This is a genomic window from Marivita sp. S0852 (assembly GCF_046591575.1).
Classification (GTDB): Bacteria; Pseudomonadota; Alphaproteobacteria; order Rhodobacterales; family Rhodobacteraceae; genus Marivita.
Genome location: NZ_JBIQWA010000007.1, coordinates 1 through 26,650 on the forward strand (window position 1 = coordinate 1; position 26,650 = coordinate 26,650).

The 26,650-nt window shown below is 51.5% G+C and carries 31 protein-coding genes and 1 pseudogene; 20 read left to right on the forward strand and 12 right to left on the reverse strand.

What is annotated here, in order from left to right; genetic code table 11:
• Positions 1–89, reverse strand: a pseudogene (locus ACG74X_RS15175) (IS5/IS1182 family transposase); the annotation flags it as partial.
• A gap of 145 nt (positions 90–234) precedes the next feature.
• Positions 235–1,584 (reverse strand): FliI/YscN family ATPase, encoded by a 1,350-nt coding sequence (locus ACG74X_RS15180; RefSeq protein WP_411235936.1) that lies wholly within the window; start codon positions 1,582–1,584, stop codon positions 235–237.
• An 88-nt stretch (positions 1,585–1,672) separates the two neighbouring features.
• Here ACG74X_RS15180 and ACG74X_RS15185 point away from each other — a divergent pair, with 88 nt between their 5' ends.
• From ACG74X_RS15185 to ACG74X_RS15225, 9 genes are read left to right on the forward strand one after another with little or no spacing between them, the layout of a single operon-like run.
• A complete protein-coding gene (locus ACG74X_RS15185; RefSeq protein WP_411235937.1) occupies positions 1,673–2,056 on the forward strand; it encodes a FlgB family protein in 384 nt (127 codons plus the stop codon).
• A gap of 9 nt (positions 2,057–2,065) precedes the next feature.
• On the forward strand, positions 2,066–2,455 hold the full coding sequence (gene flgC / locus ACG74X_RS15190; protein ID WP_411235938.1) for a flagellar basal body rod protein FlgC: 390 nt from the start codon (positions 2,066–2,068) through the stop codon (positions 2,453–2,455).
• A gap of 23 nt (positions 2,456–2,478) precedes the next feature.
• Complete coding sequence (fliE, locus tag ACG74X_RS15195) at positions 2,479–2,766, forward strand: flagellar hook-basal body complex protein FliE (protein ID WP_411235939.1); 288 nt, start codon at positions 2,479–2,481, stop codon at positions 2,764–2,766.
• A 3-nt stretch (positions 2,767–2,769) separates the two neighbouring features.
• Positions 2,770–3,039: a flagellar biosynthetic protein FliQ gene (locus ACG74X_RS15200; protein WP_411235941.1), complete on the forward strand. Its 270-nt coding sequence runs from the start codon at positions 2,770–2,772 to the stop codon at positions 3,037–3,039.
• 1 nt (position 3,040) lies between these two features.
• Positions 3,041–3,754 (forward strand): flagellar hook-basal body complex protein, encoded by a 714-nt coding sequence (locus tag ACG74X_RS15205; protein WP_411235942.1) that lies wholly within the window; start codon positions 3,041–3,043, stop codon positions 3,752–3,754.
• A 10-nt stretch (positions 3,755–3,764) separates the two neighbouring features.
• On the forward strand, positions 3,765–4,550 hold the full coding sequence (gene flgG, locus ACG74X_RS15210; RefSeq protein WP_411235943.1) for a flagellar basal-body rod protein FlgG: 786 nt from the start codon (positions 3,765–3,767) through the stop codon (positions 4,548–4,550).
• 11 nt (positions 4,551–4,561) lie between these two features.
• The gene (gene flgA / locus ACG74X_RS15215) at positions 4,562–4,969 is read left to right on the forward strand and encodes a flagellar basal body P-ring formation chaperone FlgA (RefSeq protein ID WP_411235944.1); all 408 of its coding nucleotides are present in this window, start codon (positions 4,562–4,564) and stop codon (positions 4,967–4,969) included.
• Between the two features lies 1 nt (position 4,970).
• A complete protein-coding gene (gene flgH, locus ACG74X_RS15220; protein WP_411235946.1) occupies positions 4,971–5,702 on the forward strand; it encodes a flagellar basal body L-ring protein FlgH in 732 nt (243 codons plus the stop codon).
• A 14-nt stretch (positions 5,703–5,716) separates the two neighbouring features.
• The gene (locus ACG74X_RS15225) at positions 5,717–6,199 is read left to right on the forward strand and encodes a flagellar basal body-associated FliL family protein (RefSeq protein ID WP_411235947.1); all 483 of its coding nucleotides are present in this window, start codon (positions 5,717–5,719) and stop codon (positions 6,197–6,199) included.
• On the opposite strand, the gene ACG74X_RS15230 is transcribed toward ACG74X_RS15225, so the two are convergent.
• The 7 genes from ACG74X_RS15230 to ubiE all read right to left on the reverse strand — a co-directional run bounded on the left by ACG74X_RS15230 (position 6,196) and on the right by ubiE (position 13,560).
• Positions 6,196–6,612: a hypothetical protein gene (locus ACG74X_RS15230; RefSeq protein ID WP_411235948.1), complete on the reverse strand. Its 417-nt coding sequence runs from the start codon at positions 6,610–6,612 to the stop codon at positions 6,196–6,198. The genes ACG74X_RS15225 and ACG74X_RS15230 overlap by 4 nt on opposite strands.
• Entirely contained in the window at positions 6,602–7,690 is a 1,089-nt protein-coding gene (locus ACG74X_RS15235) for a flagellar biosynthesis protein FlhB (RefSeq protein ID WP_411235949.1), read from the reverse strand. Before ACG74X_RS15235 ends, ACG74X_RS15230 begins: the two co-directional genes overlap by 11 nt.
• 61 nt (positions 7,691–7,751) lie before the next feature.
• Positions 7,752–8,456 carry a flagellar biosynthetic protein FliR gene (locus ACG74X_RS15240; RefSeq protein ID WP_411235950.1) on the reverse strand — a complete coding sequence of 235 codons (705 nt, stop codon included), beginning with the start codon at positions 8,454–8,456 and terminating at the stop codon, positions 7,752–7,754.
• Positions 8,453–10,540, reverse strand: a complete 2,088-nt coding sequence (gene flhA / locus ACG74X_RS15245; RefSeq protein WP_411235951.1) for a flagellar biosynthesis protein FlhA — start codon at positions 10,538–10,540, stop codon at positions 8,453–8,455. Before flhA ends, ACG74X_RS15240 begins: the two co-directional genes overlap by 4 nt.
• Entirely contained in the window at positions 10,537–11,196 is a 660-nt protein-coding gene (locus ACG74X_RS15250; protein WP_411235953.1) for a lytic transglycosylase domain-containing protein, read from the reverse strand. Before ACG74X_RS15250 ends, flhA begins: the two co-directional genes overlap by 4 nt.
• A 77-nt stretch (positions 11,197–11,273) precedes the next feature.
• On the reverse strand, positions 11,274–12,806 hold the full coding sequence (gene ubiB / locus ACG74X_RS15255; protein WP_411235954.1) for a 2-polyprenylphenol 6-hydroxylase: 1,533 nt from the start codon (positions 12,804–12,806) through the stop codon (positions 11,274–11,276).
• Between the two features lies 1 nt (position 12,807).
• The gene (gene ubiE / locus ACG74X_RS15260; protein ID WP_411235955.1) at positions 12,808–13,560 is read right to left on the reverse strand and encodes a bifunctional demethylmenaquinone methyltransferase/2-methoxy-6-polyprenyl-1,4-benzoquinol methylase UbiE; all 753 of its coding nucleotides are present in this window, start codon (positions 13,558–13,560) and stop codon (positions 12,808–12,810) included.
• Between the two features lie 101 nt (positions 13,561–13,661).
• Here ubiE and ACG74X_RS15265 point away from each other — a divergent pair, with 101 nt between their 5' ends.
• From ACG74X_RS15265 to ACG74X_RS15315, 11 genes are all read left to right on the forward strand, one after another.
• Complete coding sequence (locus ACG74X_RS15265) at positions 13,662–13,871, forward strand: hypothetical protein (RefSeq protein ID WP_411235956.1); 210 nt, start codon at positions 13,662–13,664, stop codon at positions 13,869–13,871.
• Between the two features lie 8 nt (positions 13,872–13,879).
• Complete coding sequence (locus tag ACG74X_RS15270) at positions 13,880–14,272, forward strand: hypothetical protein (protein WP_411235957.1); 393 nt, start codon at positions 13,880–13,882, stop codon at positions 14,270–14,272.
• On the forward strand, positions 14,206–15,057 hold the full coding sequence (mutM, locus tag ACG74X_RS15275) for a bifunctional DNA-formamidopyrimidine glycosylase/DNA-(apurinic or apyrimidinic site) lyase (RefSeq protein ID WP_411235958.1): 852 nt from the start codon (positions 14,206–14,208) through the stop codon (positions 15,055–15,057). The genes ACG74X_RS15270 and mutM overlap by 67 nt, the downstream gene beginning before the upstream one ends.
• Positions 15,058–15,122: 65 nt before the next feature.
• Entirely contained in the window at positions 15,123–15,899 is a 777-nt protein-coding gene (locus ACG74X_RS15280) for an enoyl-CoA hydratase (RefSeq protein WP_411235959.1), read from the forward strand.
• A gap of 142 nt (positions 15,900–16,041) precedes the next feature.
• Positions 16,042–16,305: a 30S ribosomal protein S20 gene (gene rpsT / locus ACG74X_RS15285; RefSeq protein ID WP_411235961.1), complete on the forward strand. Its 264-nt coding sequence runs from the start codon at positions 16,042–16,044 to the stop codon at positions 16,303–16,305.
• 475 nt (positions 16,306–16,780) lie between these two features.
• Positions 16,781–18,145, forward strand: a complete 1,365-nt coding sequence (gene dnaA, locus ACG74X_RS15290; protein ID WP_411235962.1) for a chromosomal replication initiator protein DnaA — start codon at positions 16,781–16,783, stop codon at positions 18,143–18,145.
• A gap of 154 nt (positions 18,146–18,299) precedes the next feature.
• Complete coding sequence (gene dnaN / locus ACG74X_RS15295; RefSeq protein WP_411235963.1) at positions 18,300–19,418, forward strand: DNA polymerase III subunit beta; 1,119 nt, start codon at positions 18,300–18,302, stop codon at positions 19,416–19,418.
• Positions 19,419–19,447: 29 nt separating this feature from the next.
• Positions 19,448–20,557 carry a DNA replication/repair protein RecF gene (gene recF / locus ACG74X_RS15300; protein WP_411235965.1) on the forward strand — a complete coding sequence of 370 codons (1,110 nt, stop codon included), beginning with the start codon at positions 19,448–19,450 and terminating at the stop codon, positions 20,555–20,557.
• 107 nt (positions 20,558–20,664) lie between these two features.
• Complete coding sequence (gene gyrB, locus ACG74X_RS15305) at positions 20,665–23,082, forward strand: DNA topoisomerase (ATP-hydrolyzing) subunit B (RefSeq protein WP_411235967.1); 2,418 nt, start codon at positions 20,665–20,667, stop codon at positions 23,080–23,082.
• Positions 23,083–23,190: 108 nt separating this feature from the next.
• On the forward strand, positions 23,191–24,420 hold the full coding sequence (locus ACG74X_RS15310) for an acyl-CoA dehydrogenase family protein (RefSeq protein ID WP_411235968.1): 1,230 nt from the start codon (positions 23,191–23,193) through the stop codon (positions 24,418–24,420).
• The gene (locus ACG74X_RS15315) at positions 24,417–25,442 is read left to right on the forward strand and encodes a phosphotransferase family protein (protein ID WP_411235970.1); all 1,026 of its coding nucleotides are present in this window, start codon (positions 24,417–24,419) and stop codon (positions 25,440–25,442) included. The genes ACG74X_RS15310 and ACG74X_RS15315 overlap by 4 nt, the downstream gene beginning before the upstream one ends.
• 56 nt (positions 25,443–25,498) lie before the next feature.
• Here the strand turns inward: ACG74X_RS15315 and ACG74X_RS15320 are convergent, their stop codons facing one another.
• The 3 genes from ACG74X_RS15320 to ACG74X_RS15330 are packed head-to-tail and all read right to left on the reverse strand — an operon-like array spanning position 25,499 to position 26,649.
• A complete protein-coding gene (locus tag ACG74X_RS15320; protein WP_411235971.1) occupies positions 25,499–25,882 on the reverse strand; it encodes a Na+/H+ antiporter subunit G in 384 nt (127 codons plus the stop codon).
• 9 nt (positions 25,883–25,891) lie between these two features.
• On the reverse strand, positions 25,892–26,161 hold the full coding sequence (locus ACG74X_RS15325) for a K+/H+ antiporter subunit F (protein WP_411235972.1): 270 nt from the start codon (positions 26,159–26,161) through the stop codon (positions 25,892–25,894).
• The gene (locus ACG74X_RS15330; protein ID WP_411235973.1) at positions 26,158–26,649 is read right to left on the reverse strand and encodes a Na+/H+ antiporter subunit E; all 492 of its coding nucleotides are present in this window, start codon (positions 26,647–26,649) and stop codon (positions 26,158–26,160) included. Before ACG74X_RS15330 ends, ACG74X_RS15325 begins: the two co-directional genes overlap by 4 nt.
• Between the last annotated feature and the right edge of the window lies 1 nt (position 26,650).

Below are 26,650 nucleotides of genomic sequence, written 5' to 3' on the forward strand. Positions count from 1 at the left end.
TCATCGACCCGCGGCTTGCCGTGCGACTTCGGGAAGAAAGGAGACAGCTTGGCCATCTGCTCATCGGTCAGCCAGAAAAGGTCGCTCATGTTACCGCTCCGTTTTCCGAGCCGTGAAACACGCAACGCGTTGAAAATCAATGCATCCTGACCCTAGAAGGTTTTGACAAAGTTAAAAGTCTCAATACATTACGATAAATTTCGTTTCATCTTTCAACTGAACTCCACGGAATTTTCAGTTTTGCGGTACAGATTGAGTGCCGTTAATACTACTTCGCAAGCATAACCGCAATTTTTCGAAACTTGCAGAACAGCCTTTCGTCTCTGAGCCCGTTGAGAAGTTGGAAAAGTGTTTTTCAAATTCGATTGATTTATCGATTTCCGTATTACTTCCAGGCGTGTATAGTCCAGCATTAATCATCGTGGAAGCTTCGGTGTAGATTGATTTCAGAGCGCGTGCGCGTGATATCAGTTCGTTTTCTACGTCGTTCGCGGCTTTTGGGAGCGCCCTTGATACCGATTGCAGAAGGTTGACCGCTGGAAAATGCCCCCGCTCGGCAAGAGTTTGATCAAGCAAAATGTGACCATCTAAAACACCTTTCAACATATCTGATACGGGTTCGGTAAAGTCTGAACCCGCGACCAAGACACTAAAAATTGCGGTAATATCTCCGGTTTCAAATTCTCCTGGGCCGGCGCGTTCTGCCAATTTTGTAATTTGCGACGGTGTTGACGCCGGAAAGCCACGTAAGCTGGGAAATTCGCCTGCCGTTATTGCAACCTCGCGCTGAGCTTCGGCAAAGCGTGTTATTGAATCAACGATGAGCAGAACACGATATCCAAGGTCGCGGAACCATTCGGATATTCGCATTGCGGTCAGTGGGCATCTTGCACGGGATGTCGAGGAGGCATCTGCAGCAGCGGCAACGACAACAGTTCGTTTCATTCCAGCGTCACCAAGAACGTTCGACGTGAAATCATGAATTTCGCGCCCACGTTCGCCAACCAACGCAAGCACAACGACGTCTGCTTCTATGTTGGCCGTAAAGCTGGAAAGCAAAGTGGATTTGCCAACCCCGGGTCCGGCAAAAATACCAATGCGTTGTCCCTGTACAATTGGCAGCATCGTATTGAAAAGGTTGAAACCAGTGTTCAAACGCACGCCCAGAGTTTTGCGTTTCATAGGGCTTGGCGCGTCATGAAAAACATCCAGCAATGTGTCACCCGGTGGGAGAGGTCGGCCGTCAAGCGGCAGGCCGTATGGGTCAATCACACGTCCAATCCAAGCCTTGCTTGGTGCAATTCTGCTCGGCCCTAGAGAAAACACACGATCTAAAAGCGAAATCTGGTCAGATGGCCCATCCGGAAGCATCGTGACCGTGGATTTATCAATGCGAATGACTTCGCCGGTGAGTTCTTTCGAATCGGCCTTGATCAGTTTTAGGCGGTCACCAGTTTTAACCTCATTTTCAAATCCCTCAATTGTGATCACATGACCGGTGACGCCGCTTACGCGTCCGATTGGTGTTGAAGGGGTGATGTCCGCGACCCTTTTCTGTAGATTTTCAAGCTTCAAAATTTTCATCAAATTCCCTGAAAAATTGTTCTGCAAACTCTTTTTAAAGGAATCAGGGTTAAGTCTTCGTTGAAGCAAGCGAGGGAGAAACCCCGAAATGTTCCAGAACCTGGATACCTTCAAAACTGCCATGTCCATGGCCAGACACGCAGGCCTGAAACAGGCTCTGACGTCGCAAAACATAGCCAATGCCGACACGCCTGGTTATCGCGCGAGGTCTGTAAGGGATTTCTCTGACATCTTACCCACGATAGGTGGTGACTTTGCCCTAAAACACACGCGGACCGGTCACCTTTCCGGTGCAAACAACGCGATAGCCCGTTCTGAAACGTCAAGACTGTTTGCAGAACCCAATGGAAATGGCGTCGATCTCCAGTCGGAGATTTTAAACTCGGTCGAAGCCAAACGGCAGCATGATCGTGCGTTGGCCGTTTACAGGGCGTCGCTTGGCATTTTACGCGCCACCCTAAGCAAGCAATAGGAGACCCTTTTGTCAGCATTTTCAAAAGCGCTTGGCGTTTCTGCCAGCGGACTAAAAGCACAAGCGTATCGTTTACAGATTGTTTCGGAGAACGTCGCAAATACAGATACTCCGGGTTATCGTCGTAAAACGATTACTTTCAAATCCGAAGTCGAGAGATCTGGCCTGCCAAAGGTTGCGGTGGACGCTGTCAAACTGGATCGGCGAGAAGGCGAGCGGATTTTCGAGCCGGGCCATCCTTTGGCGGACAAAGACGGACATTATATCGGGTCGAACGTCGATCTCGTCATTGAAATTGCAGATGCACGGGAAGCGCAGCGCAGCTACGAGGCAAACCTCAAGATGTTCGATCAGTCACGGCAAATGTCGTCCGGCTTGATGGATCTTTTACGTAAATAAATCTTCCAGAATGGAGAATATCAATGGATGTAAAATCACTTTTCGCCTCTCAGCAGTATGCAGCCCTTAAACCAGCAACCACACCTGATCCTAAAGCAGCAATCGCTGAAAGTTTTGCGCAAATTACTGAGAATTTTGCCCAAACACTGAAAACATCGGAAGAAACATCAATGGGATCAATGTATGGCGATGCGGACCCGCACGCATTGGTTGAGGCGTTGTCGCAATCTCAGCTTGCCGTTGAGACTGCAGTCACCGTGCGAAACCGTGTTGTCGAAGCTTATCAGGAAATCCTGAGAATGCCAGTTTGAAAAATGTTCACCGAGCAATTCATCTTTGACCTGCTTCGCGAAACACTTCGGATTGCTGTCGTTGTTTCCGCGCCCGTTCTCATGTCTGCCCTCTTGGCGGGTGTGTCTATTGGGTTGTTTCAAGCGCTAACGTCGATTCAAGAGATGACGCTTACCTTTGTACCCAAACTTGTTGCAATGCTGGCGGTTTTTTGGGTTTCGATGAGTTTTATGACACGAACGCTTGTCGATTTCTTTCAAGCCACTGTCATCCCATCAATAGCAGGAAGCTAAAATGGAAAGTACAGGATACGTTACTTTAACCCGACAATCTGGCTTGATGCGAGAGATGGAGTTGATTGCACACAATATTGCAAATTCGGCAACTACTGGTTTTCGTCAACAGGGATTGGTATTTTCAGAATATATTGAATCTGTCAAAGGTGGTGAAAGTATATCAATGGCAGCTGCTCGTGTTAAAAAAACCTCTTTAGCTCAAGGTATTTTAACTCAGTCGGGAAACGTTCTTGATCTGGCCATCGAAGGAAATGGTTACTTTCAGATAGAATCACCGAATGGAAATAGATTGACTCGAGCTGGTGCATTCAATGTTGATGCTGCTGGAGACATAGTTTCCCCGGATGGGTATCGTTTGCTTGATGCAGGTGGTGCGCCGATCAATGTTCCTCCGGGTGAATCTGACATAAAAATTGCCTCAGACGGTACCATCAGCATTGGGGACCGACTTCTAGGACAAATTGGGCTTGTTGAGCCGGAACCCGGTGCAAACCTAGAGCGTGAAACCGGTGTTTTGTTCAAAACGGATGCGGAACTGTTACCTTCGGATACGGGCAAAGTTCTTCAAGGTCATCTGGAGGGCTCAAACGTTGACGCAATATCCCAACTCACCCGCATGATTGAGGTGCAGCGCTCTTATGAGATGGGCCAAAAGTTGCTGGATATGCAGCATGAGCGTTCGACCACCGCCCTTAAAACACTTATAAAATAGAGGATTTGATATGCGAGCTCTCAAGATCGCTGCGACAGGAATGACCGCGCAACAAATGCGGGTTGAAGTCATTTCGAATAACCTGTCAAACATGAATACCACGGGCTATAACGCGAGGAGAGCCGAATTTTCGGATCTTCATTACCAACAGATAGCCCGTGCTGGCACGGTGAACGCGGCTGACGGAACAGTTCTGCCGACCGGCGTTCAAGTTGGATTGGGTGTCCGCCCTGCGGCAGTTTCTGTCCACCTCGCCCAAGGGTCGCTGAGTCAAACCAATGCCGACCTCGATCTGGCGATCGATGGAAATGGATATCTGGAAGTGACGCTGCCGTCAGGACAAACGGCCTATACGCGTGACGGGTCGCTCAAGCGGGATGCGGAAGGCGTCATCGTGACCTCCGAAGGTTTTGCCGTCGCGCCGGAAATCGTGATCCCCCAAGATGCGCGAAGCATTTCCATCAATCCTGAAGGTGAGGTTTATGCTTATTTTGCGGATACGGCAGAACCGCAACAGCTTGGTCAATTAAACCTTGCTGGATTTGCAAATGCCAAAGGGCTCGAAGCACTTGGTGGGAATCTTTTTGGCGAAACTGAAGCGTCGGGTGGTCCCCTTGTTGCCACTCCGGGGGAAGATGGACTCGGAACACTTCGTCAAGGTTACTTGGAAGACAGTTCCGTTGATCCTGTCCGTGAATTGACGGAACTCATCGAAGCCCAACGCGGCTATGAGCTGAATGCCAAGGTTATCTCTGCAGTTGATCAGATGCTTGGTGCGACGACGCAGGTGCGCTGATGCGAAACGTAATGGCTATCATAATAACGTGTTTGCCTCATGGAGTTTTCGCGGAAACCGTTTTCGCACGTGCAACGCTACGCGCGAAGGAAATTGTTACTATGGACATGCTTGAAACACAGGATGTGATCGTTGCAGGCGCTGCCCAAAATATCAAAGCCGTGATCGGAAAAGAAGTGAAGCGCGCCGTCTACGCCGGCCGCCCGGTATTACTCAGCAATCTTAGTCCGCCAGCACTGGTCGAACGCAACCAGATTGTTCAAGCCACTTTTTCTGTGGGGGGGTTGACAATCACAACCGAAGCACGGGCCTTGGAGCGGGGAGCCATGGGCGACGTTATTGTTGCATTGAATTTAGTGTCCCGTGCAAAAATAACCGCCGAAGTTCAAGCCGACGGTAATTTGAAAGCTCTTCCTTAATATGAAAAATACCTCGATCATAATAACGACCAGCTTATTAATCCTAACCAATTGCGCGCGTTTTGATCACGTAGGCCAGCCACCGTCGTTCACTCCACAAGAAAAAAGTGTCGAAAGACAAGCCATGATCTTTTCAGGTCTGCCTACAGTGACGGAAGACATGTCAACCTACAGGAATGCCTCTTTGTGGAGCGGTAGCCAAGGTTCGCTGTTTGGTGATCGGCGTGCATATACCACAGGTGATATCTTGACGGTCATTATCGAAATTGACGATAAAGCAGAGATTTCGAATACAACGTCTAGGGGCCGATCGGCATCCGAAAATCTTGGAGTACCACAACTCTTTGGTCTTCCACAGCGCAAGAATAAATCTTTGCCTGACGGGGCGACTCTGGATACTGCGGTCGAGCTCGACGCCTCCAGCCAAAGTGAAGGAAATGGATCTGTTCGCCGCAATGAAAAGCTTACTTTACGCATTGCAGCAACTGTAACTAGTGTATTATCAAACGGTATCCTTGCAATTGAAGGTACGCAAGAGGTGCGTGTCAATTTTGAACTTAGAGAATTATTAGTTTCCGGCTTTGTCAGGCGTGAGGATATCACGCGCAAAAATGAAATCGGATATGACAAGATTGCATCTGCGCGGATCTCTTATGGGGGCCGAGGTCAGATCAGTGACGTTCAACAGCCACGGATCGGCCAACAGGTGCTAGATGCCGTTCTGCCGTTTTAATAGGATAAAGTATATTGCTTAAAATATTTGTTCCCATACTTGGTCTGGTTCTAGGTTTGAGTGGTGGTATTGCTATAGCAGTATTTTTACAATCAGAGGACAGTGATGCACCGAAAGAAATAGCAGTCGGCACCGAGCCAGTAACTGTGGGCGACGAGGTCGATCAAAAAGATACCGAGATCGTAAAACTTCCAAATCAGTTTGTCGTACCGGTGATTGTTAGAAATCGAGTTCGCGCGATGGTCATCCTTACTGTAGCAGTGGAGGTAAGTGCCGCAAAGGCGGATGATGTGCGGATGGCCGAACCCAAATTGCGTGATACCTTTTTAGGTGAGCTCTTCGAACTCGCTGCGATGGATGGTTTCAAGGATGAACTAATTGCAAAAACCACACTGGAGCTGGTGAGAACGGCTTTAACGGTACGCGCGCGTGAAATTCTAGCCGATCAGCACGTTACAGTACTTATTACCGATATGGTCAGACAGGATACAAATTAGACTCTCGTGGTGATGTGGAAAAGTGCTGTCAAGCGCTCCATTTCCACATCATTATGAGGTTTTTCAGCTAGAATTTTCGAAATTTGCAGTTGTAGTCCAAGGCGTTTTCGCATCGTTGCTTTTACTTTATTTTCAATTGAAGCAGTGGCCGCATAGGAGCGAGCGCGTTCAGGTTTAAGATCTTCCAAATCGCATACTAGTTTTCTAAGTCGCATTTGTTTGTATCTAAAAATTGCCGGATCTGCAGCAGAATCTTCCATAGTAGATGTTGCAATAAATTGTAATTGTTGAATTACATCTGAGTACTGCCGCTCAATTTCTACTTTTTTTAGCTTTTCCTCTATTAACTGTGCTTCTAGGCGATCTAGTTGTAGGTTAACAACCTTAAGAATTTTTAGTAAATTATTCTCCATCAGCGTCCTCAACCATTTTTTGAATTTTACGTGCATATCCGATGGCGATTGCGACCGCTTTATAGTGATCTCGGTCGATAAACATCCCTATTTTTACAGTTGCGTAAAGCTCTCGCGCTGTTGGAGGATCGCGATAAAGCGGCACGCCTGACTCAATCGCAACTTCGCGTATTTTACGAGCAGTTTCATCAGTGCCTCTAGCGACACATTTTGGCACAGAGTTTGTGCCACCGTTCCAGCTCAATGCAACAGCATAATGAGTTGGATTTGTTATAACAACTGAGGATTTTGGTACATCAAGTAACATACGATTAGTGGCAAGTTCCTCTGCTTTGGATCGCCTTTTTTGTTTCATCTGAGCATCGCCTTCTTCATTTTTATGCTCGTCTTTAATTTCTTTATCCGACATTCGGTTTTTCTTTGCATGCGATTTTGTTCGCCAGAATATATCTAAAATTGCGATACATGCATAAATCGCTAACATAACTATTAGCCATTTTTGAGTGATATGAAATAATTTTAAAAATGCGTTGTTAGAGGAAAATAGGATTATCTCCTCAAGATACATATCTATTCCACTTATAATAAAATATGCAAGAATTATCGAAAATATACCAAACTTTAAGGTGCTTTTAAGAAATTCGAATAGACCCGATATTCCCAGGCGTTTCTTTATATTTGATATAATTGAAATACGTGAAATTTTAAATTTAAGGTTATCTGATGTGAATATGATTTGCCGCGCGCCTACCAGCCCAAGTGTTATCACTATAAGGGGTAAAATAAAGAAAAAAAATAGTGGGATGCTAACCCATGAATATAATTGTTTGGTAAGGTTGTCGGGTGAAGCGATCGCTTTACGCTCTATCTGCTCAGCTAAGAAAAATTTAATAGCTTCGACAATGTCCGTAGCTGATCCGTTGAAAAAAATGGAGAAGGCGATGAAAAATATTAAGACTGCAATAAAAGTGTTTGTATCTTGTGACCTAACAATTTGTCCCTTTTTGCGAGCGTCCTCCAGCTTTCGTGGTGTTGCCTCGTGAGGTTTATCATTGTGATCTTCTTCAGTGGAATTCATTTTTCACCTAGAAATGATGAGGTTACAAGTGGGATTACTTGCTCCTTCCACGTAGATAAAATTAGATCGTAGTGATTGTATAAAAAAAAATTGATAATAAACTCACAAACGGTATCCCGATAAATGTAATCATAAATTGTGGCATGGCTTTATTTGTAAAGCCAGTGAATAAGTAGTAAATTGAGAATAACGCAATGAATCCAGCCGAAAGCGTAATCCCACGCTCAGTTACATAGCTAATTAATGCGATAACATTTTCGGCAAAAAATCCCCAAAGATTGCTTAGACTTGAGAGGTCAAGGTGGAAAGATGAAAGTAATGCAAATATCGCGTGGTCGCTTAAGGGTGTAGTAAAAAAGAGAGCGAGTCCACTCACGGTTAGAATATGACTTATCACTGGCATCGGATCAACGGCATTGCCGAGCATTTGGGAAAGTGAAACAGATTGACTAATAACAGCACCAGCTTTCTGTAGTAAAAATAGGGCACCTCGGGAGATGAGCCCAAGAAAGAATCCAACCGTTGTTTCACGGACGGTGAAATATAAAAGCTCTTTTCCCAACGGCGGTTCTGGTGGTAAGAAGGGTTCTAAAATTGGCGCAGCGGCTGACGACAAAAATAGTGCAAGCATGACTTTGACCTGAGGCGGAACAGATTTTTCGCCGTAGCCAGGCATTAAAGATATAGCGGGGCCAACCCTTAGAAAAATTGCGTAGACGAGCCAAAGCTGAGAATTCAATTCCTGTGTTAGACCTTCGATCATCATGCTGCCACAGTTCCCACGATTGCCGGTTTTGCATCCAAGCCAATTTCTTCAAATGCCAAGACAGGGTTTGAAATGCCTTTTGCTGCCATCAAGCTTTTAAGAAATCTGCGCCGCCTTCCATGGATTACCAAAGCTGGGAAAATGCCTTTCTGACCGGCGCGGTTCATTTCTTCTGCTACGCTTTTGGACAGTTTCTCGAAGTCTTCGGGGGCCAACGCAACATCGGGAGCACCGCGTTCGTTTTTGAGTTCACTGGCCTCAAAAACCTTTTCCCAATCAGAGGCTAAATGAACCAATGGAATTGTTCCATCCTCGCGCCGCATTGATGCGACGAGTTGGAACCCCAGACGCTGGCGAACGTGCTCGCACAAAGATTCTGCGCTATGTCCTTGTCCGCGCGTCTCGGAAAGCGCTTCAAGAATGAGTTGAAAGTTTCGGATTGAGACCTGTTCTTCCAGAAGAAGCTTAAGAACCTGTAAAAGCGTGTCGGTCGGGACTTTGTCCGGAATAATTTGCTCGATCATAGTGCGGTTTGCTTCCGCGCGCGCGGGGTTTGACAGTGATCCCAGCTCATCCAAAAGCCGTTTGAGTGACTTCATGGTCAAAAGACGGCCTAGGTTTCTTTTGATAATTTCCAAAAGATGGGTTGCCAGCACTTCGCTGGGAGACACTACGGTAAGCCCTCCCATTTGGGCATCGACCCGTTCTTCCTGTTGAATCCAGCGCGCCGGTGCACCATAAACAGGTTCTTCCACATCCGTGCCACTTGGTAACTCGGTTGTTCCCTCGGGGATCAAGGCCAACAAAAGATCGGGATGAAGAACACCGCGCGCCGTTTCCACACCATGTATGCGGACGACATATGTTCCGTCCTTTAGCATGGCATCATCTGTGAGCCGGACTTCCGGCATGATGACGCCAAAGCTTCTGGCAATGTGAGTGCGCATATTGGTGATACGGGAATCCAGACCATCGGCGGGATCAAGCACCATATCCACGAGGTCCGGCGCGAATTCGACGTGAATGTCATCCAGATCCAACGCGTCTCCGATCGGGCGTTCTCTGGGCAAAACCGGTGCCTCCTCCTCCTCATCGATGGTCTCAGTTTTGGGTGGATGTCGGCTTACCCAATAGGCCAAACCACCAAGAATGAGGCCGCCAATGAGAAAGGGTACGAAGGGCAAGCCCGGCACCAAAGCAAAGAGCACCATCAACACAGCAACGGTTGCTAGTGCGGCGGGATGGCGGCCCAATTGGGTGGTAATCGCGATATCCGTAGCACCAACCGCGCCGCCCCGCGCCAAAAGCAGAGCGGCCGCGATAGAGATGATGACGGCTGGAATTTGTGTGACCAGCCCATCGCCGACTGTGAGGATGGCATATGTTTCAAATGCATCCCAAAGGGGCATCCCATGGATCAATGTGCCCATGATCAACCCAACAACGATGTTAAGCAGCGTGATCAAAAGCCCCGCAACGGCATCGCCTTTGACAAATTTGGACGCCCCATCCAAAGAACCAAAGAAAGTTGTTTCCTGCAATTCGATGGCTCGGCGGGCGCGTGCATCCGCGTGTGTGATGGCACCCGCAGCCATATCACTGTCGATCGCAAGTTGCTTGCCGGGCATGCCGTCCAGCGCAAACCTGGCTCCGACCTCTGCCATCCGTGCTGCACCTTTTGTGATTACCATAAAGTTGACGATCAAAAGAACGCAGAAGACCACCAATCCCAAAAAGACGCTGCCGCCCATGACAAAATCGGCGAATCCCTGGATCACGTTGCCGGCGGCATCGGTTCCTGTGTGGCCTTGGCCAATGATCAACTTGGTTGAGCTGATATTCAAAGATAACCGCAGCATCAGAGATGCAAGCAGAATGGTCGGGAAGGCCGAAAAATCGAGAGGCCGTTCAACAAACAAAGTGACTGTGAAAATCAGAATGGCGAGCGCAAATGATGTTGCCAGGCCGATATCCAGAATGAACGCTGGCACTGGTAAAATCATCATCACGATGATTGCCATCAACGCCACTGCAAGAACAACAGTTGGTTGCGCAAATAGGTTTCGCACGTTTAGACCGTTCATTTAATCCGACCGATATCTATAAATGGCAATCCGTTTGAACGATCGATAAACAAGGACCCAGCCCCCCTTACAGCAACGATTCTTGGCTGTGTTACGGCCTCAGAGCGGCGAGTTGGGGGGGGCAAATCCAATTGTTCGACATTTGCTCGGTATTGTCGAAACTTGGCCTGATATTTTTTCCCGAATTCCGGAGTGCGGCTGTGATAGGCCCCGGCCGCGTCTTCCCAGCTTCCAAATTCGTCATGAAGTTGAGTCAGGAATTCCGCAGCGTATAGAGCATTTTGATAGGGATCGAACATGTCATCAAGGCTGCGAAATTCTTCGGCATGCCAGCGATAGTTGATCTGGAAACACCCAATATCGATGTTTTTCTTACCTGCTTTGATTTCTGAAAAAACAAAGGAGCGCGCGTCATCCTCCGAATTGAACCAGGTTCCGTTTCCGGCCTGGTTGACGGCCCATGGCCAAGGTTCTGCAGTATCCCCACGCCCCGTTTCAAGCCGTGTGATTGTTAAAAGAACATCAACAGGTACAGTGGAGCGAACAGCCGCTTTTTGGGCTGCGTCATCGCAAATATTTGCCTGCACGGCAAATGTGCTGGCCATAAAGGCGATGACACCAAGGCAAGCGAAACTTACCGAATCTTGATCTGGCACGGGTACCCTCGCATTCTGCGGATTGACAGAACACTAAGCGCCAGATGGTTAGGATTTGGTTACGCAAAAAGGCGACGTCAGAAAACAGACCCGACAATCAGGACGATCACGCCTCCTACAACGGCACCAGAGATCAAGCACAAGGCGGCAAGTCGACCGCTTTTTCGCGGCGGCTCTGGTATGTCCTGAGCCTGAGCAATAAGCGCCTGTTCAACCAAACCAGGCAGTCTTGGACCAAACCGGGCCAACACCATTGCCGTCTTTCCCAGATCTTTTGCAAATGCGCGTGGGCCAATGCTGGTTTTAATGTAATCCTCAACAATTGGTCCCGCGACATCCCAGATGTTCATTTTAGGATCAAGCGACCTGGCCACGCCCTCGACAACGACCATTGTTCGCTGCAGGAGTATCAATTCAGTCCGTGTTTCCATGCCGAAACGTTCTGTGACTTCAAATAGATAGGCAAGCAAGCGACCCATTGAGATGCGTGTCGCATCCATGCCGAAAATTGGCTCTCCAACGGCCCGCAAGGCACGGGCAAACTCATCCACATCGCGGTCACTTGGAACATACCCAGCTTCGAAATGAACTTCTGCGACACGTTTGTAATCTCGCCGAATAAAGCCATACAGGATCTCGGCATAGACCCGGCGGGTGTATTCGTCGATATGGCCCATGATGCCAAAATCGAGGGCGATGATATCGCCGTTTGCTGCAACCTTGAGGTTCCCCTGGTGCATGTCAGCGTGAAAAAAACCGTCGCGTAACGCGTGTTGCAGGAAAAGTTGCAGAACCCGTTGGCTCAGCTCCGCGCGATTATGGCCCGCCGCATCCAATGCATCATTGTCGCCAAGTGGCAGCCCCTCTGCCCAACTAAGCGTCATGACGCGTCGACCTGAGACGTCCCATTTCACATCTGGCAGCTGAAACCCCGGATCATTTTCGGTGTTCGCGGCAAATTCCGACGCAGCGGCCGATTCTAGCCTTAAATCCAGCTCTCCCATGACGACGCCTTCGAAATGGGTGATGACATCCTTGGGGCGCAAACGCCGCGATGACGGCGACAAAAACTCAATCAAGCCAGCGGCAAAGTAAAAGGCGTCAATATCCTTGCGGAAATCTTTTTCGATATTCGGACGCAGCACTTTCACCGCGACCGTTTCGCCGGTTTGTGCCAATTTTGCCTTATGCACCTGCGCGATAGAGGCCGCAGCGACAGGTTCGCTGAACTCGGAGAAGATCTTGTCAACCGGAATGCCCAGCTCGGATTCGACCATCGCCTTGGCTTCTGCCACGGAAAATGGCGGCAGCTTGTCTTGCAAGACACGCAACTGCTTTGCCATCGTATCACCGACAACATCGGGCCGGGTGCTAAGGACCTGACCAAACTTGATATAAGCTGGTCCCAAGGCCGTTAAGGCGCGTGGGGCGGGCGGCACATTGGGGTCACCATTGTATCCCAACCACTTGAACGGCCAACCGAGAAGCCGGGCGGCGACGCGCAAAGCCTTAGGTGCATCAAACGCGTCCAGGACGACACCCATGGCACCGGTGCGTTCCAGGGTGGCACCTGTGCGGATCAGACGCAAAATATTGTGTGGACCCCGCACGTCAGAGTTTCCATCCGGAGTGCAGGCAAGCAATCCCCATGCTTAGGTTCCGGTATTTGGCATTTTCGAATCCGGCACTGCGAAGCATGCCTAAAAACGTATCCTGATCGGGAAAATTTCGAATCGATTCCACAAGGTATTGATAGCTGTCACGATCCTTCGCAATCGCCTGGCCCAGACGTGGAATAATGTTGAAGGAATATAGATCATACACTTTTTGCATGAGCTCGTTTGGAATCTGGCTGAATTCCAAAACCATAAGCCGGCCTCCGGGACGCAGAACCCGAAATGCTTCGTTAAGGGCGTCCTGTGGACGGGTCACGTTTCGAATGCCAAACGAGATTGTGTAAACATCAAAAACATTGTCTTCGAACGGGAGGTTCATCGCATCGCCGACAACCCAATCAAGGCTGTCGCTCATCGCGCCTGCCTCGGCGCGTTTGCGTCCTTCAATCAACATGGATTCCGTAAGGTCCAGAACGGTCGCATGCCCACCGCCGGCTCTTTTCAGAAACCGAAAAGAAATGTCGCCCGTGCCGCCGGCCACATCCAGCAGTTTTTGACCACGGCGCGGTGCCAGCCAATCCATCATCGCATCTTTCCAGATACGATGGATGCCCAGTGACATCGCGTCATTCATCACGTCGTACTTTGATGCGACAGAGCTGAAGACGCCTTGAACGCGCCCCGCCTTTTCGCTTTCGTTGACTTCTGTAAACCCGAAATGGGTTTTGTTTTCATCCGGTTCCGTCATCAGGAAGGTCTGCTTTTGCCCAAGGTTTGTCGCAACTGTCCTACAGGGATGTAAGTCCAAGAACAAACGGTCAAATCGGCGCAAAGTCAGACAGGTTTCCCATGGCTCCAGAATTGGCATACACGCCTTATGTCATACGGGGTTTTGTTGCCCTGACGGTCATTTCGATGGTGGTAAAGATCTACCGCGCCCTGCGCCCAGCACCAAGACATCGAACCAGTTTCGGCAAAGTGCGTGGCATGTTCGAGATGATCGGCCTGCCGCCGATCATGTCCAATACCGGACTACCCTTGGACTTCGAATTCTTGTGACCCTGCTCATGGCCCTGTGTGTATATTTTGTTCACCAACTGCCCTTTGGCGATGGGCTGACGTTGATCGCCGGTATCGCGGCAGGCTTCTATGTCTGGAACATATGGGCTTACCGACTCACTGTGACCCGCAACCAGATCAATTTTCCGGATTGGCTGAACCGGGACCGCATTTTCGACCTTCCTGATTTTTTGGGCATGACAAAGCGTGAGAATGGGCGTGTGACGCTGCATTTCAAAGACGGGCATCAAACCAATATTTTGCGCTACCTTGACGGCTGGAGCGACCTACAAGACAAACTGAATTCCAGTCGATACATGTCCGAGATCCCTGAATGCCCGAACTTCCCGAAGTCGAAACGGTCCGACGCGGACTTGCCCCCGTTATGGAAGGTGCCGTAATCGCGCAAGCTGACGTCAACCGACCCGATCTGCGCTGGCCGTTCCCCAAGAATATGGCGAATCGACTGACGGGAAAGCGCGTTCTGGGGTTGCGCAGGCGGTCAAAATACATCCTCGCGGATCTCGACAGCGATGAAACGCTGCTCATTCACTTGGGCATGTCAGGTCGTATGCTGGTATCTGGCGATCCTCTTGGACAATTCGTGCACAACCACCCGGCCCCTGAAAAACATGATCATGTCGTGATCAACATGGACAATGGCGCGCGCATCACGTTCAACGATCCGCGCCGTTTCGGGGCGATGGATATGTTTGCAACCAAAGAGGCGGACATCCACCCGCTGCTGTCATCGCTTGGGCCCGAACCATTGGGCAATTTGTTCAACGAAGACTATCTCACCAGTGCCCTTGCCAATCGCAATTCCCCGATGAAGTCCGCATTGCTGGATCAAAAAATCATCGCAGGTTTGGGCAATATTTATGTCTGCGAAGCGCTCTTTCGATCAAAAATTCATCCAACGCGTCCTGCAAAAAAAGTGTCAAAGACGCGTATTGCCAGACTTGTTCCCATCATCCGGGATGTCCTGAGCGACGCGATAGCCGCAGGCGGATCATCCTTGAGGGATTTTCGACAAGCCGATGGAGAGCTTGGATATTTTCAACATAGCTTTGATGTTTACGGGCGTGAAGCCGACCCCTGCCGCACGTCAGGATGCGGCTCTACCATTCGTCGGATTGTGCAATCGGGGCGGTCCACTTTCTATTGCCCAAGCTGCCAAAGATAGCTTGAACGGTGTCGATCAGATGCGTAAGGCTGCGCATCACAGATCACCGAATGGAGCCCTCACTCATGGCTTATGAGACGATCATCGTCGATGTCGAAGATCACGTTGCCACCATCAAACTTAATCGGCCTGACGCGCTCAATGCGTTGAACAGGCAGCTTTTGTCTGAATTGGCCAGCGCTCTCGAAGATGCCGATGCGAATGAAAAAGTACGTTGCATTGTGTTGACCGGTTCCACGAAAGCCTTTGCTGCGGGTGCCGATATCAAAGAAATGTCCGAAAAGAGCTTTGTCGAGATGTTCATGTCCGACTTCTTCGGCTCAGAATCCCAGGCCATTTGCAGAACACGCAAACCCATCATCGCCGCGGTTTCCGGTTATGCACTGGGAGGCGGATGCGAATTGGCGATGATGTGCGATTTCATCATTGCGTCAGACACTGCCAAATTCGGCCAACCCGAAATCAATCTGGGCGTGGTTGCGGGCATTGGCGGCACGCAGCGCCTTACCCGATTTGTTGGCAAGTCCAAATCCATGGATATGCACCTGACGGGCCGGTTTATGGATGCCGAAGAGGCAGAGCGGTCGGGCTTGGTCAGTCGCGTTGTCCCGGCTAAAAATCTGATGGAAGAGGCGCAAGAGGCCGCCGCCAAAATTGCAGAAAAATCCATGCTTGCCACATTTGCCGTCAAAGAAGCGGTCAACCGGGCGTATGAAACCACTCTAAGCGAAGGTCTGCTTGTTGAGCGCCGTTTGTTCCACATGCTGTTCGCGACCGAAGATCAGAAAGAAGGGATGGCGGCGTTCCTTGAAAAGCGCACCGCGCAGTTCCGCGACAGATAGGGCCTTTTCACACCCCGCATCAGAGTCTATACGCGGCACAGAAATGCGTGTGATGCCCGCTTGGCAAGATTCGTTCCGGGATTGGTTCCGGGCTGGCTTTATTGCGCACCCTCATTCGAACCAACGACCAAGGACCGATCACATGGCAAATTCACCCCAAGCCAAAAAGCGCGCGCGTCAGAACGAAAAGCGCTTTCAAATCAACAAAGCACGCCGTTCGCGCATCCGTACATTCCTGCGTAAAGTTGAAGAAGCTATCGCATCCGGTGACAAAGAGGCAGCGACAGTTGCACTGCGTGCAGCCCAGCCTGAAATCATGCGCGGCGTGACCAAAGGTGTGTTCCACAAGAACACAGCGTCGCGCAAAGTCTCGCGCCTTGCAGCCCGCGTCAAAGCGCTTGGCTAAGAATCGACGGCTTACAAAAGCTGTCCTAAAAATCAAGACGCCGTCCCAGCCGGGGCGGCGTTTTTTGCTGATGCTTGCGCGACTTTGCACCGGTTTGAGATTCTTTGTCCGTTATTCCTGAGTCAACAAATAAGAACGGTTGCTGGGTCTAAATCCCGACTGCTATCTTCTGCCCAGCGAGTCACATCGCCTGGGGGGACAGGCTCCGCCGGATCGAAGTAGAACGAAAAAACTGCCTCGAAATCGATCCGGTGATGCAACTTGATTTTTGATCAGTTGCCTTGTCCAAATTGATGATATGGTTGTCATGGGCATCCGTTTGGGTGGCTCCAACCAGTTGTGTTATGCGTTTGAGCCACCTCAGACGCCACACCATCTTTGTCCCAATGACGTGACGCGCAAAGACGCAGCGTGCGTCACGATGGGTTAAAAACCAAGCGGTCTAGTACGCGTTGAATTGGGGATGGGAAACACGATGACGGGCGATCAGTGGGGATCAATACAGGATGAACTTAACGAGACGCTCGGGGCCAATAGCTTTAAGAATTGGATAAAGCCCCTGACTTATGTTGGTTCCGAAGATGGGATCGCGCGGTTTCAGGTCCCGACAAATTTTCTTGGTAACTATGTTTCACAAAATTTTGGTGATGTAATCCTGTCGAAAATTTCCAAATTTGATGCATCAGTTCGGCGCATAGCGTTTGAAACCTCGTTGACTTGCTCGTCCAAGACAGCATCCGCACCTCTGGCGGCACCGCAGGTCATCTCAACCACCGAACCAGTCAACCCCAAAGATCCTCTTAACGGGTCGCCGTTGGACAAACGGTTTACTTTCGACAATTTCGTTGTGGGTAAACCCAACGAGCTTGCACATGCCGCTGCAAAACGCGTGTCCGAGGGGGGGCCTGTCACGTTCAATCCACTGTTTCTTTATGGGGGCGTTGGACTAGGCAAGACACACCTCATGCATGCGATTGCCTGGGAGCTACGCACGAACCAGCCGCATTTGAATGTTCTGAACCTGTCAGCGGAACAGTTTATGTATCGCTTTGTTCAGGCCTTGCGAGATCGCAAGATGATGGACTTCAAAGAACTGTTTCGGTCAGTCGATGTGCTGATGGTTGATGACGTTCAATTCATCGCCGGAAAAGACAGCACCCAGGAAGAGTTTTTTCATACATTCAATGCCCTTGTGGATCAGCACAAACAAATCATCATCTCGGCGGATCGTGCGCCGGATGAAATCAAGGCATTGGAGAACCGCATTCGCTCGCGGTTGCAAAGCGGACTTGTCGTTGACCTGCATCCAACGGATTACGAGCTGCGCCTCGGGATTCTTCAGTCGAAATCCGAAGCGTTCAATCTCATGTATCCCGGGTTGGAAGTCGAAAATGGTATTCTCGAATTTCTTGCCGCGCGGATTGTCAGCAATGTACGCATCCTTGAGGGCGCGCTGACGCGTCTATTCGCGTTTGCATCGCTGGTTGGCAAACCCATTACCATGGATCTTACGCAGGAGTGCCTGACGGATATTCTTCGGGTGTCAGAGCGCAAGGTTTCCATCGAGGAAATTCAGCGCAAGGTAGCCGATCATTATCTGATCCGCCATTCCGATCTTGTTGGTCCCAAACGCATTCGCACATTTGCCCGCCCACGCCAGATTGCGATGTATCTGTGCAAACAGTTGACAACGCGATCCCTGCCCGAGATCGGTCGCCACTTTGGCGGGCGTGACCACACCACGGTCATGCATGGGGTGCGGCGTATAGAAGAGCTTAAGAAGCAGGATGCACAAATCGCTGAAGACGTGGAATTGTTGCGAAGATCGCTCGAAGCCTGAGACTCAGACACCACAAAACACGCGCAGGCGTACCCAACAGCGCGCCTGCTCTTGACCCTGCGCGCAATACAGCCAAGAAATTGCAAAACAAGGGGTTGGAGAGCAACCCCAATGGGGGCTACTGTCAGCGTCCGGCTGCTCGGAGGAAGAACGCATGAAATTCAGCATGGAACGAGGGACGCTGCTCAAGGCTGTCTCGCAAGCGCAATCCGTGGTGGAGCGGCGCAATACCATTCCAATTCTTGCGAATGTTCTGATCGAAGCGGATGGCGAAACGGTACAGTTTCGCGCGACAGACCTTGATATCGAAGTTGTTGATCGGGCCGTGGCGCAAGTGGAACGAGCAGGGGCCACAACGGTTTCTGCGGTCACGTTACATGAAATTGTCCGCAAGCTGCCGGATGGCGCGCTTGTGTCACTGACCGAGGACAGTGCAACGGGACGGCTCACTGTCGAAGCGGGCCGCTCGAACTTTTCTTTGGCGACGCTGCCAAAAGAAGACTTCCCTGTCATGGCGTCGTCTGAATACAGCGCGAATTTCTCGGCCCCGGCACCGACATTGCGCCGTTTGTTCGACAAATCGAAATTTGCCATCTCGACCGAAGAGACGCGGTATTATCTGAATGGCGTCTATATGCACGTCGCGGATGGAGAGGATGGAAAGGCGCTGCGCTGTGTCGCGACCGACGGCCACCGACTTGCCCGTATTGATGCGGATCTTCCTGGTGGTGCGGCCGACATGCCCGGTGTCATTGTTCCTCGAAAGACCGTTGGTGAGCTTCGTAAGCTTCTGGATGACGACGAGATGGAAATTGCCGTTTCCGTTTCCGAGACTAAAGTGCGCTTCGCTACGCCAAACATAACTCTGACATCCAAGGTGATTGACGGAACATTCCCCGATTACACGCGGGTGATCCCGCAAGGAAATACACGTCGCCTTGAGGTGGATGCCGCCGAATTTGCCAAAGCCGTGGATCGCGTCGCGACGGTCTCCTCGGAACGATCCCGCGCTGTAAAGCTGCAGCTTGACGAAGACCGTCTGATCCTGTCCGTCAACGCGCCGGACAGCGGTGCCGCCGAAGAAGAGTTGGCTGTGGCTTATGGTGACGACAAGCTTGAAATCGGCTTCAACGCGAAATATCTGCTTGAGATTGCAAGTCAGGTCGACCGCGAAAATGCGGTCTTTATGTTCAACTCTGCCGGCGACCCGACATTGATGCGCGAAGGCAATGACACAAGCGCAGTTTATGTCGTGATGCCGATGCGGGTGTGACCCGCTTGCGCCTTTGAACGGGGGCGCTGTTGCCACTTCATATCAACCGTCTGACGCTGTCGCATTTCAGGTCACATTTACAAGTGTCGCTGCAACCTGATGCACGCCCTGTTGTGCTTTTTGGTCCGAATGGCGCGGGCAAGACCAACCTGATTGAAGCCGTTTCGCTTTTTTCCCCGGGTCGCGGCATGCGCCGTGCCTCCGCGCAGGACATGACCCGCCGCCCCGAAGCTTTGGGATGGAAGATCAGTGGTTTGGTCGACACGCCCGAAGGTGTGCAAGACATCGCTTTTGTCTCTGAACAGGGGGCACCGCGTCAGGTCAGGATCAACGACAAACCAGCGCCGCAAACAAGGCTTGGTGAGCTTGTACGCCTTCTGTGGCTGTTGCCGTCTATGGATCGTCTCTGGATCGAAGGGGCCGAGGGCAGGCGACGATTCCTGGATCGTATGACGCTAAGCTTTTATCCCGATCACGGCGAAGCGTCGCTTTCTTACGAAAAGGCGATGCGCGAACGCAACCGCCTTCTCAAGGATCAAATCCGAGATCCAATGTGGTACAAGGCGATTGAGGCGCAGATGGCGGCCTCCGGCACGGTGATCCACCATAATCGCCAACGCGCGCTAGACCGTATTACATCGGCCCAAGCCGAAGCCAGCACAGCCTTTCCCACCGCGCAGCTTGATCTGACCCAAACCGAGGGGGAAATGCCTCAGACTGAGGATGATTTGCGCTTTGCCTTGCAGGAAAGTCGGTTCAGAGATCTCGCTGCGGGCCGCACCTTGATCGGTCCGCACCGCGCAGATCTGTATGGCGTGTTCGCCGCGAAAGGTGTGCCGGCAGCAGACAGCTCTACCGGTGAGCAAAAAGCGCTGCTGATTTCCTTGGTCCTGTCAAATGCGCGCGCTTTGGTCAAAGACTTTGGCGCACCGCCCATTGTGCTTTTGGATGAGGTTGCCGCCCATCTTGATGCACAAAGACGCGCCGCCTTGTACGATGAGATTTGCGCGCTGGGCGCGCAGGCCTGGATGACCGGAACAGGTGCCGAGCTTTTCACGGAACTTGGCGACCGCGCCCAGTATTTTGAAGTGACCGAGACAGATGGCAAAACCTCTGTTTCGCAAGCAAACCCAAGCTGATCCTGCGTGTGCACCGACAAAGCATTGACCGCTAAATCTTGTGTCAGTTGCGTGACAACGCCAGGCGCTTCGCGTATAAAATCAGCTAAATAACAAAGGGTAACACCATGTCAGACCCCGCACAGGTCCCTGAAGAATACGGCGCGGATTCAATCAAGGTTCTCAAGGGCTTGGAGGCCGTCCGCAAACGTCCAGGCATGTATATCGGTGACACCGACGATGGCTCTGGCCTGCACCACATGGTGTATGAGGTCGTGGACAACGGCATTGATGAGGCATTGGCCGGTCACGCCGACTTTGTGCGCGTCAAAATCCATGCCGATAGCAGCGTGTCCGTGCGCGACAATGGGCGCGGAATTCCTGTCGATATCCATGAAGAAGAAGGTGTCTCAGCCGCCGAAGTTATCATGACCCAGCTACATGCCGGCGGTAAATTCGATCAGAACTCTTACAAGGTGTCTGGCGGTTTGCACGGGGTGGGTGTGTCGGTCGTGAACGCGCTGTCGAATTGGCTCGAACTGCGGGTTTGGCGCAATGGGAAAGAGCACATTGCCCGGTTCGAACATGGCGATACTGTGAAGCATCTGGAGGTCGTCGGTGATGCCAATGGCGAAAAAGGCACCGAAGTCCGTTTCCTTGCCTCCACGAGCACATTTTCCAACCTCGACTATGATTTCCACACGCTGGAAAAGCGCCTGCGCGAATTGGCCTTTCTGAATTCCGGTGTGCGGATCATACTGGAGGACGAGCGTCCGGCAGAACCGATCAAATCTGAGTTGTTTTATGAAGGCGGTGTTCGGGAATTTGTAAAATACCTTGATCGCTCGAAATCGCCCGTGATGCCGGAACCTGTGTTTATGACAGGTGAAAAAGACGGCATCGGCGTGGAAGTGGCGATGTGGTGGAACGACAGCTATCACGAAACCGTCCTGCCGTTTACAAACAACATCCCGCAACGCGACGGCGGCACCCATATGGCGGGATTTCGAGGTGCTCTGACGCGGACGATCAACAATTACGCGCAATCGTCGGGCATCGCGAAGAAAGAGAAGGTCAGCTTTACCGGCGACGACGCGCGCGAAGGCCTGACTTGTGTTCTGTCCGTCAAAGTCCCGGACCCAAAGTTTTCCAGCCAAACCAAAGATAAACTGGTTTCGTCCGAGGTGCGCCCGGCGGTTGAAAGCCTTGTGAACGAGAAATTGTCCGAGTGGTTCGAAGAAAACCCGAACGAGGCCAAAATTATTGTTGGCAAAATCATCGAAGCCGCGCTTGCGCGTGAAGCAGCGCGAAAAGCGCGTGAACTGACCCGGCGCAAGACGGCGATGGATGTGAATTTTTTGGCTGGAAAGCTCAAGGATTGTTCCGAAAAAGACCCAGCCAAGACCGAGCTTTTCATCGTCGAGGGAGACAGCGCTGGCGGTTCTGCGCAAACCGGGCGGGACCGGGGCACGCAGGCAATCCTCCCGCTTAAGGGTAAAATCCTGAATGTCGAACGGGCGCGCTTTGACCGGATGCTGGGATCACAGGAAATCGGCAACCTTGTTATGGCGCTTGGCACCGGGATCGGGCGTGATGAATTCGACATCGATAAGCTGCGTTATCACAAGATCATCCTGATGACCGACGCCGACGTCGATGGCGCGCATATCAGGACGCTTTTGCTCACGTTCTTTTATCGTCAGATGCCTGAATTGATCGAAGGTGGTTACCTCTATATTGCACAGCCGCCTCTGTATAAGGTCGCGCGCGGCAAATCCGAGGTTTACCTGAAAGATCAGGCAGCACTGGATGATTACTTGATCCAACAAGGCGTTGACGGCGCGCATCTTATTCAAGGCAACGGCGAGGTGATCCTTGGTCCGGACCTGATCCGCGTTGTTGATGAAGCACGCCAGCTCAAGCGCGTTCTTGACGCCTTTCCAACGCATTACCCGCGCCACATTCTCGAACAGGCCGCCATAGCCGGGGCATTTGTGGCGGGTGCTGTGGATGCCGATCTACAAGGTGTTGCCGATAAAGTGGCCAGCCGTCTTGATCTGATCGCGCTTGAATACGAACGTGGGTGGCAAGGCCGCATCACGCAGGACCGTGGCATGCGGCTTGCCCGTATCCTGCGCGGTGTTGAAGAGGTGCGCACCCTTGACGGTCCCATGCTGCGCTCGGGTGAGGCGCGCAAAACCGGTAGTTTCACGGAAAGCTTGCAAGCGGTTTACGATCAACCTGCAACGCTTGAGCGCAAAGACCGGCGTCAGCTTATCCACGGTCCGCTCGATCTGTTGGGTGCTATCTTGGAAGAGGGCGAAAAGGGATTGTCGCTTCAGCGCTACAAGGGGCTTGGTGAAATGAACCCCGATCAGCTTTGGGAAACCACGCTGGACCCGGATGCACGGACGCTCTTGCAGGTCAAAGTCGATGACATGACCGAAGCGGATGATCTGTTTACCAAGCTGATGGGGGATGTGGTCGAACCACGCCGCGAGTTTATTCAACAGAACGCGCTTAGCGTGGAGAACCTTGATTTCTGAGGCTTGATGGCTTGGTGAGGATATTTCGAAACGAAGAAACGTGTGAGCCTCTGGCCGTTCTAACAGTCTAAGCCTACCATGCCGGTGAATATCGCTTGGGAGGGCGTTATGGATCTGGGACTTTCAGACCGCGTGCAGGCGCTGGTTGATCAAGTGCGCGACATGGTCGAAACCGACATCGCGCCGCTTGATGCGGAATATCATGCCGAGGTGGGAAAACACCCCTCAGGTGATCGATTTCAGTTGACCGATCGGCAATATGAGATCCTTGATAACCTGAAAAGCACGGCCAAAGCACGTGGTTTGTGGAATTTCTGGTTAACGGGCAGTGACAAGGGGCATGGCCTGACCACGGTCGAATATGCCTATTTGGCCGAAGAAATGGGTAAGGTTCACCTGGCGGCCGAGGTGTTCAATTGTAACGCGCCCGACACCGGAAACATGGAGGTGCTTGAGCGTTATGGTGCGGAATGGATGAAAAAGCGGTGGCTGATGCCGCTCTTGGAGGGCGATATTCGATCTGCCTACGTGATGACCGAACCCGATATTGCCTCGTCGGACGCCGCGCAATTGGCGTTTGAAGCGCGGAAAGACGGTGATGAGTGGGTTCTCAATGGTGAAAAATACTGGATCTCGGGGGCGGGCGATCCCAGATGCGTACTGTATATCCTGATGGCCTGTACCGATCCTGCCGCTGCGAAACACAATCGTCACACGATGTTTGTCATGGATGCTGACACAGCCGGAATCGAGGTGCTGCGCCCGATGCATGTGTTTGGACAGGACGACGCTCCGCATGGTCACATGCATCTGCGCTTTACCAATGTCCGCATCCCCGCAAAGAATGTGGTTCTCGGCGAGGGCCGCGGGTTTGAAGTGGCTCAGGGTCGGCTTGGTCCGGGGCGAATTCATCATTGTATGCGGTCCATCGGTTTGGCCGAAAAGGCTCTGCACCTTATGTGCCAACGTGGTTTGACCCGCGAGGCGTTTGGCAAGCCGATCATTGAATTGGGGGCCAATTACGACATCATCGCCAACGCCCGGATGGAAATCGAACAGGCGCGTCTTTTGTGCCTTAAGGCGGCGTGGATGATGGACACCCAAGGCACACGTGCCGCGCAACCGTGGATCAGCCAGATCAAGGTTGTGGCTCCCCTTATGTCGCTTAAGGTGGTGGATGAAGCGATGCAGCTTTTCGGTGGTACGGGGATCAGCCAGGATACACCCCTTTGGCGCATGTGGACCCACCTGCGAACCTTGCGCTTTGCCGACGGTCCAGATGCCGTCCATCGCCGTCAAGTCGCGCGGGCGGAATTGCGGAAATACACCAACGTATGACAGACGGGCTTATTGACACAACCGCGATTGCGACCTGGATGCAGGCACATGTTCAGGGGTTCAACGGCCAGATTACGGCGCAAAAGTTTACAGGTGGTCAATCAAACCCGACATATAAACTGAGTTCAAAGTCCGGTGAATACGTTTTGCGTCGCAAGCCACCGGGCCAGCTTTTGAAATCAGCCCATGCTGTCGATCGTGAATTTCATGTCCAGCGGGCCTTGGCGGGAACGGATGTTCCGATCGCCAAGATGCGTGCATTCTGCGACGACGACTCGGTAATTGGGTCCGTGTTCTACATCATGGATTATGTTGAAGGCCGCACCTTTGTGGACCCGCGATTGCAGATCCTCAATTTTGACGAACGGCGTTTGATTTTTGATGATATGAACCGCGTGCTTGCGGCAATTCATTCTGTTGATCTGTCGGCAACAGGACTGACTGGTTTTGGTCCGCATGGCAACTACTATCAGCGCCAGATTGATCGCTGGGTCAAACAGTATCGTGCCTCTGAAACCGAGGTGATCCCGGACATGGATGCGTTGATTGACTGGCTGACGCAAAATGTGGTCAAGGACGATGGCCGCATCGCATTGGTGCACGGAGATTACAGGATCGACAATCTTCTATTCGCGTTGGACGCCCCCAAATGTGTGGCGGTCCTTGATTGGGAACTTTCGACCCTCGGCCATCCTTTTGCGGATCTTGCCTCTGTGATCATGCAATGGTCACTGCCCCCCGGTGTCACCGGGCGCGGGCTTGCGGGTGTGGATCGTGCTGAGCTTGGCATTCCAGAAGATCAAGCCTTCATTGACGCCTATTGTGCCCGAATGGATCTACCCGGCATTGATCGTTTTGGTTTTTATCTCGGGTTTAGCTTTTTCCGAATGGCGGCGATCTTGCAGGGGGTGAAACGCCGTGCACTGGATGGCAATGCCTCTAACCCCGAACGTGCGTTAGAATTGGGTGCCTATGTACCAGCGTTCGCAGCGGGTGGGCTTCGGGCAATCGCGTCGCTTTAAGGGGCTTCTGTTGGGCCGCTTCACCAAAGGCCAGCAGGGTTGATCCCGCTATAGTTTCACAGATCTCTCGCTGCGGGGGTTCCTTCGGGCGGGTCGTCATAGACGGACCAGCCAAATTCTCCCTGGCTCTCGGGCAGGTCTTTTTCCTTCATGTTGCGCGCAATATAGGCTTTCGCGATGAAGTTGGCAGTGATCGGTGCCGTCAAGAACAAGAACAACGAGATCAACAATTCATGCACCGAGACATAGCCTGTTTTGGCAAAGAAATAGATCATCGACGCAATCAGAACGCCGCCGACGCCAAGCGTGGTTGCTTTTGTCGGTGCGTGCAGGCGTTGCAGACTGTCTTTCAACTTGATCAATCCATAAGAGCCGACAAATCCAAAGATTCCGCTGATGACGAGAAAAATTGAGATAAGCAGTTCGGCGAAAAAGCCCATAATGTCACCTCACTCAATAATGTCGCCGCGCAACAGAAAGCGGCAATACGCAACGGTTGAAACAAAGCCGACCATTGCCACCAGCATGGCGGCTTCAAAGTAAATCGCGGTACCGCGCCATATTCCGTAGAGCACCAAAAGAGCGATCACATTGATAACCATGGTGTCCAACGCAAGAATACGGTCTGCCGCGCTTGGTCCGACTGCGATCCGCCAGAGATCCAGTAAAAGTGCAATGCCGTAACAAGCGGCTGCAAAGAGCAAGGCATATTCAATCATGGAAAGATCTCCCGAAGGCGTCGTTCATAACGAGACTTGATCTCATCGCGTACAGCATCGGGATCGTCGGTATGCAAGCAATGCACAAGGATCGTATTGCAGTCTGCTGATAGCATCGCGGATACGGTGCCGGGTGTCATTGTAATGGTTCCCGCAAGAACGGTAATCGCCTCGGCAGAGTTTAGGTCGATCGGAACCGGAATCCACTGAGACCGGATCGCGGTTTCACGTTTGAACAATATGACCAATGCGACCTGAACATTGGCAACTACGATGTCCCACAGGACAATCAACCCGTATTCCACGATCTTGAGGGGTCGGTGTATCTTGGGCCGGTCAGGCCAATAGGCCGCAGTGACCATCGGGATGATCAGTCCGATGGCGGTTCCCAGGATCAGATTGCCAAGTGTGAATTTGTTCACCAGGCCAATCCAGACAAATACCAGAACGAGGCTCAGGATAGGGTGGGGTACAAGGCGTCTAAGCATC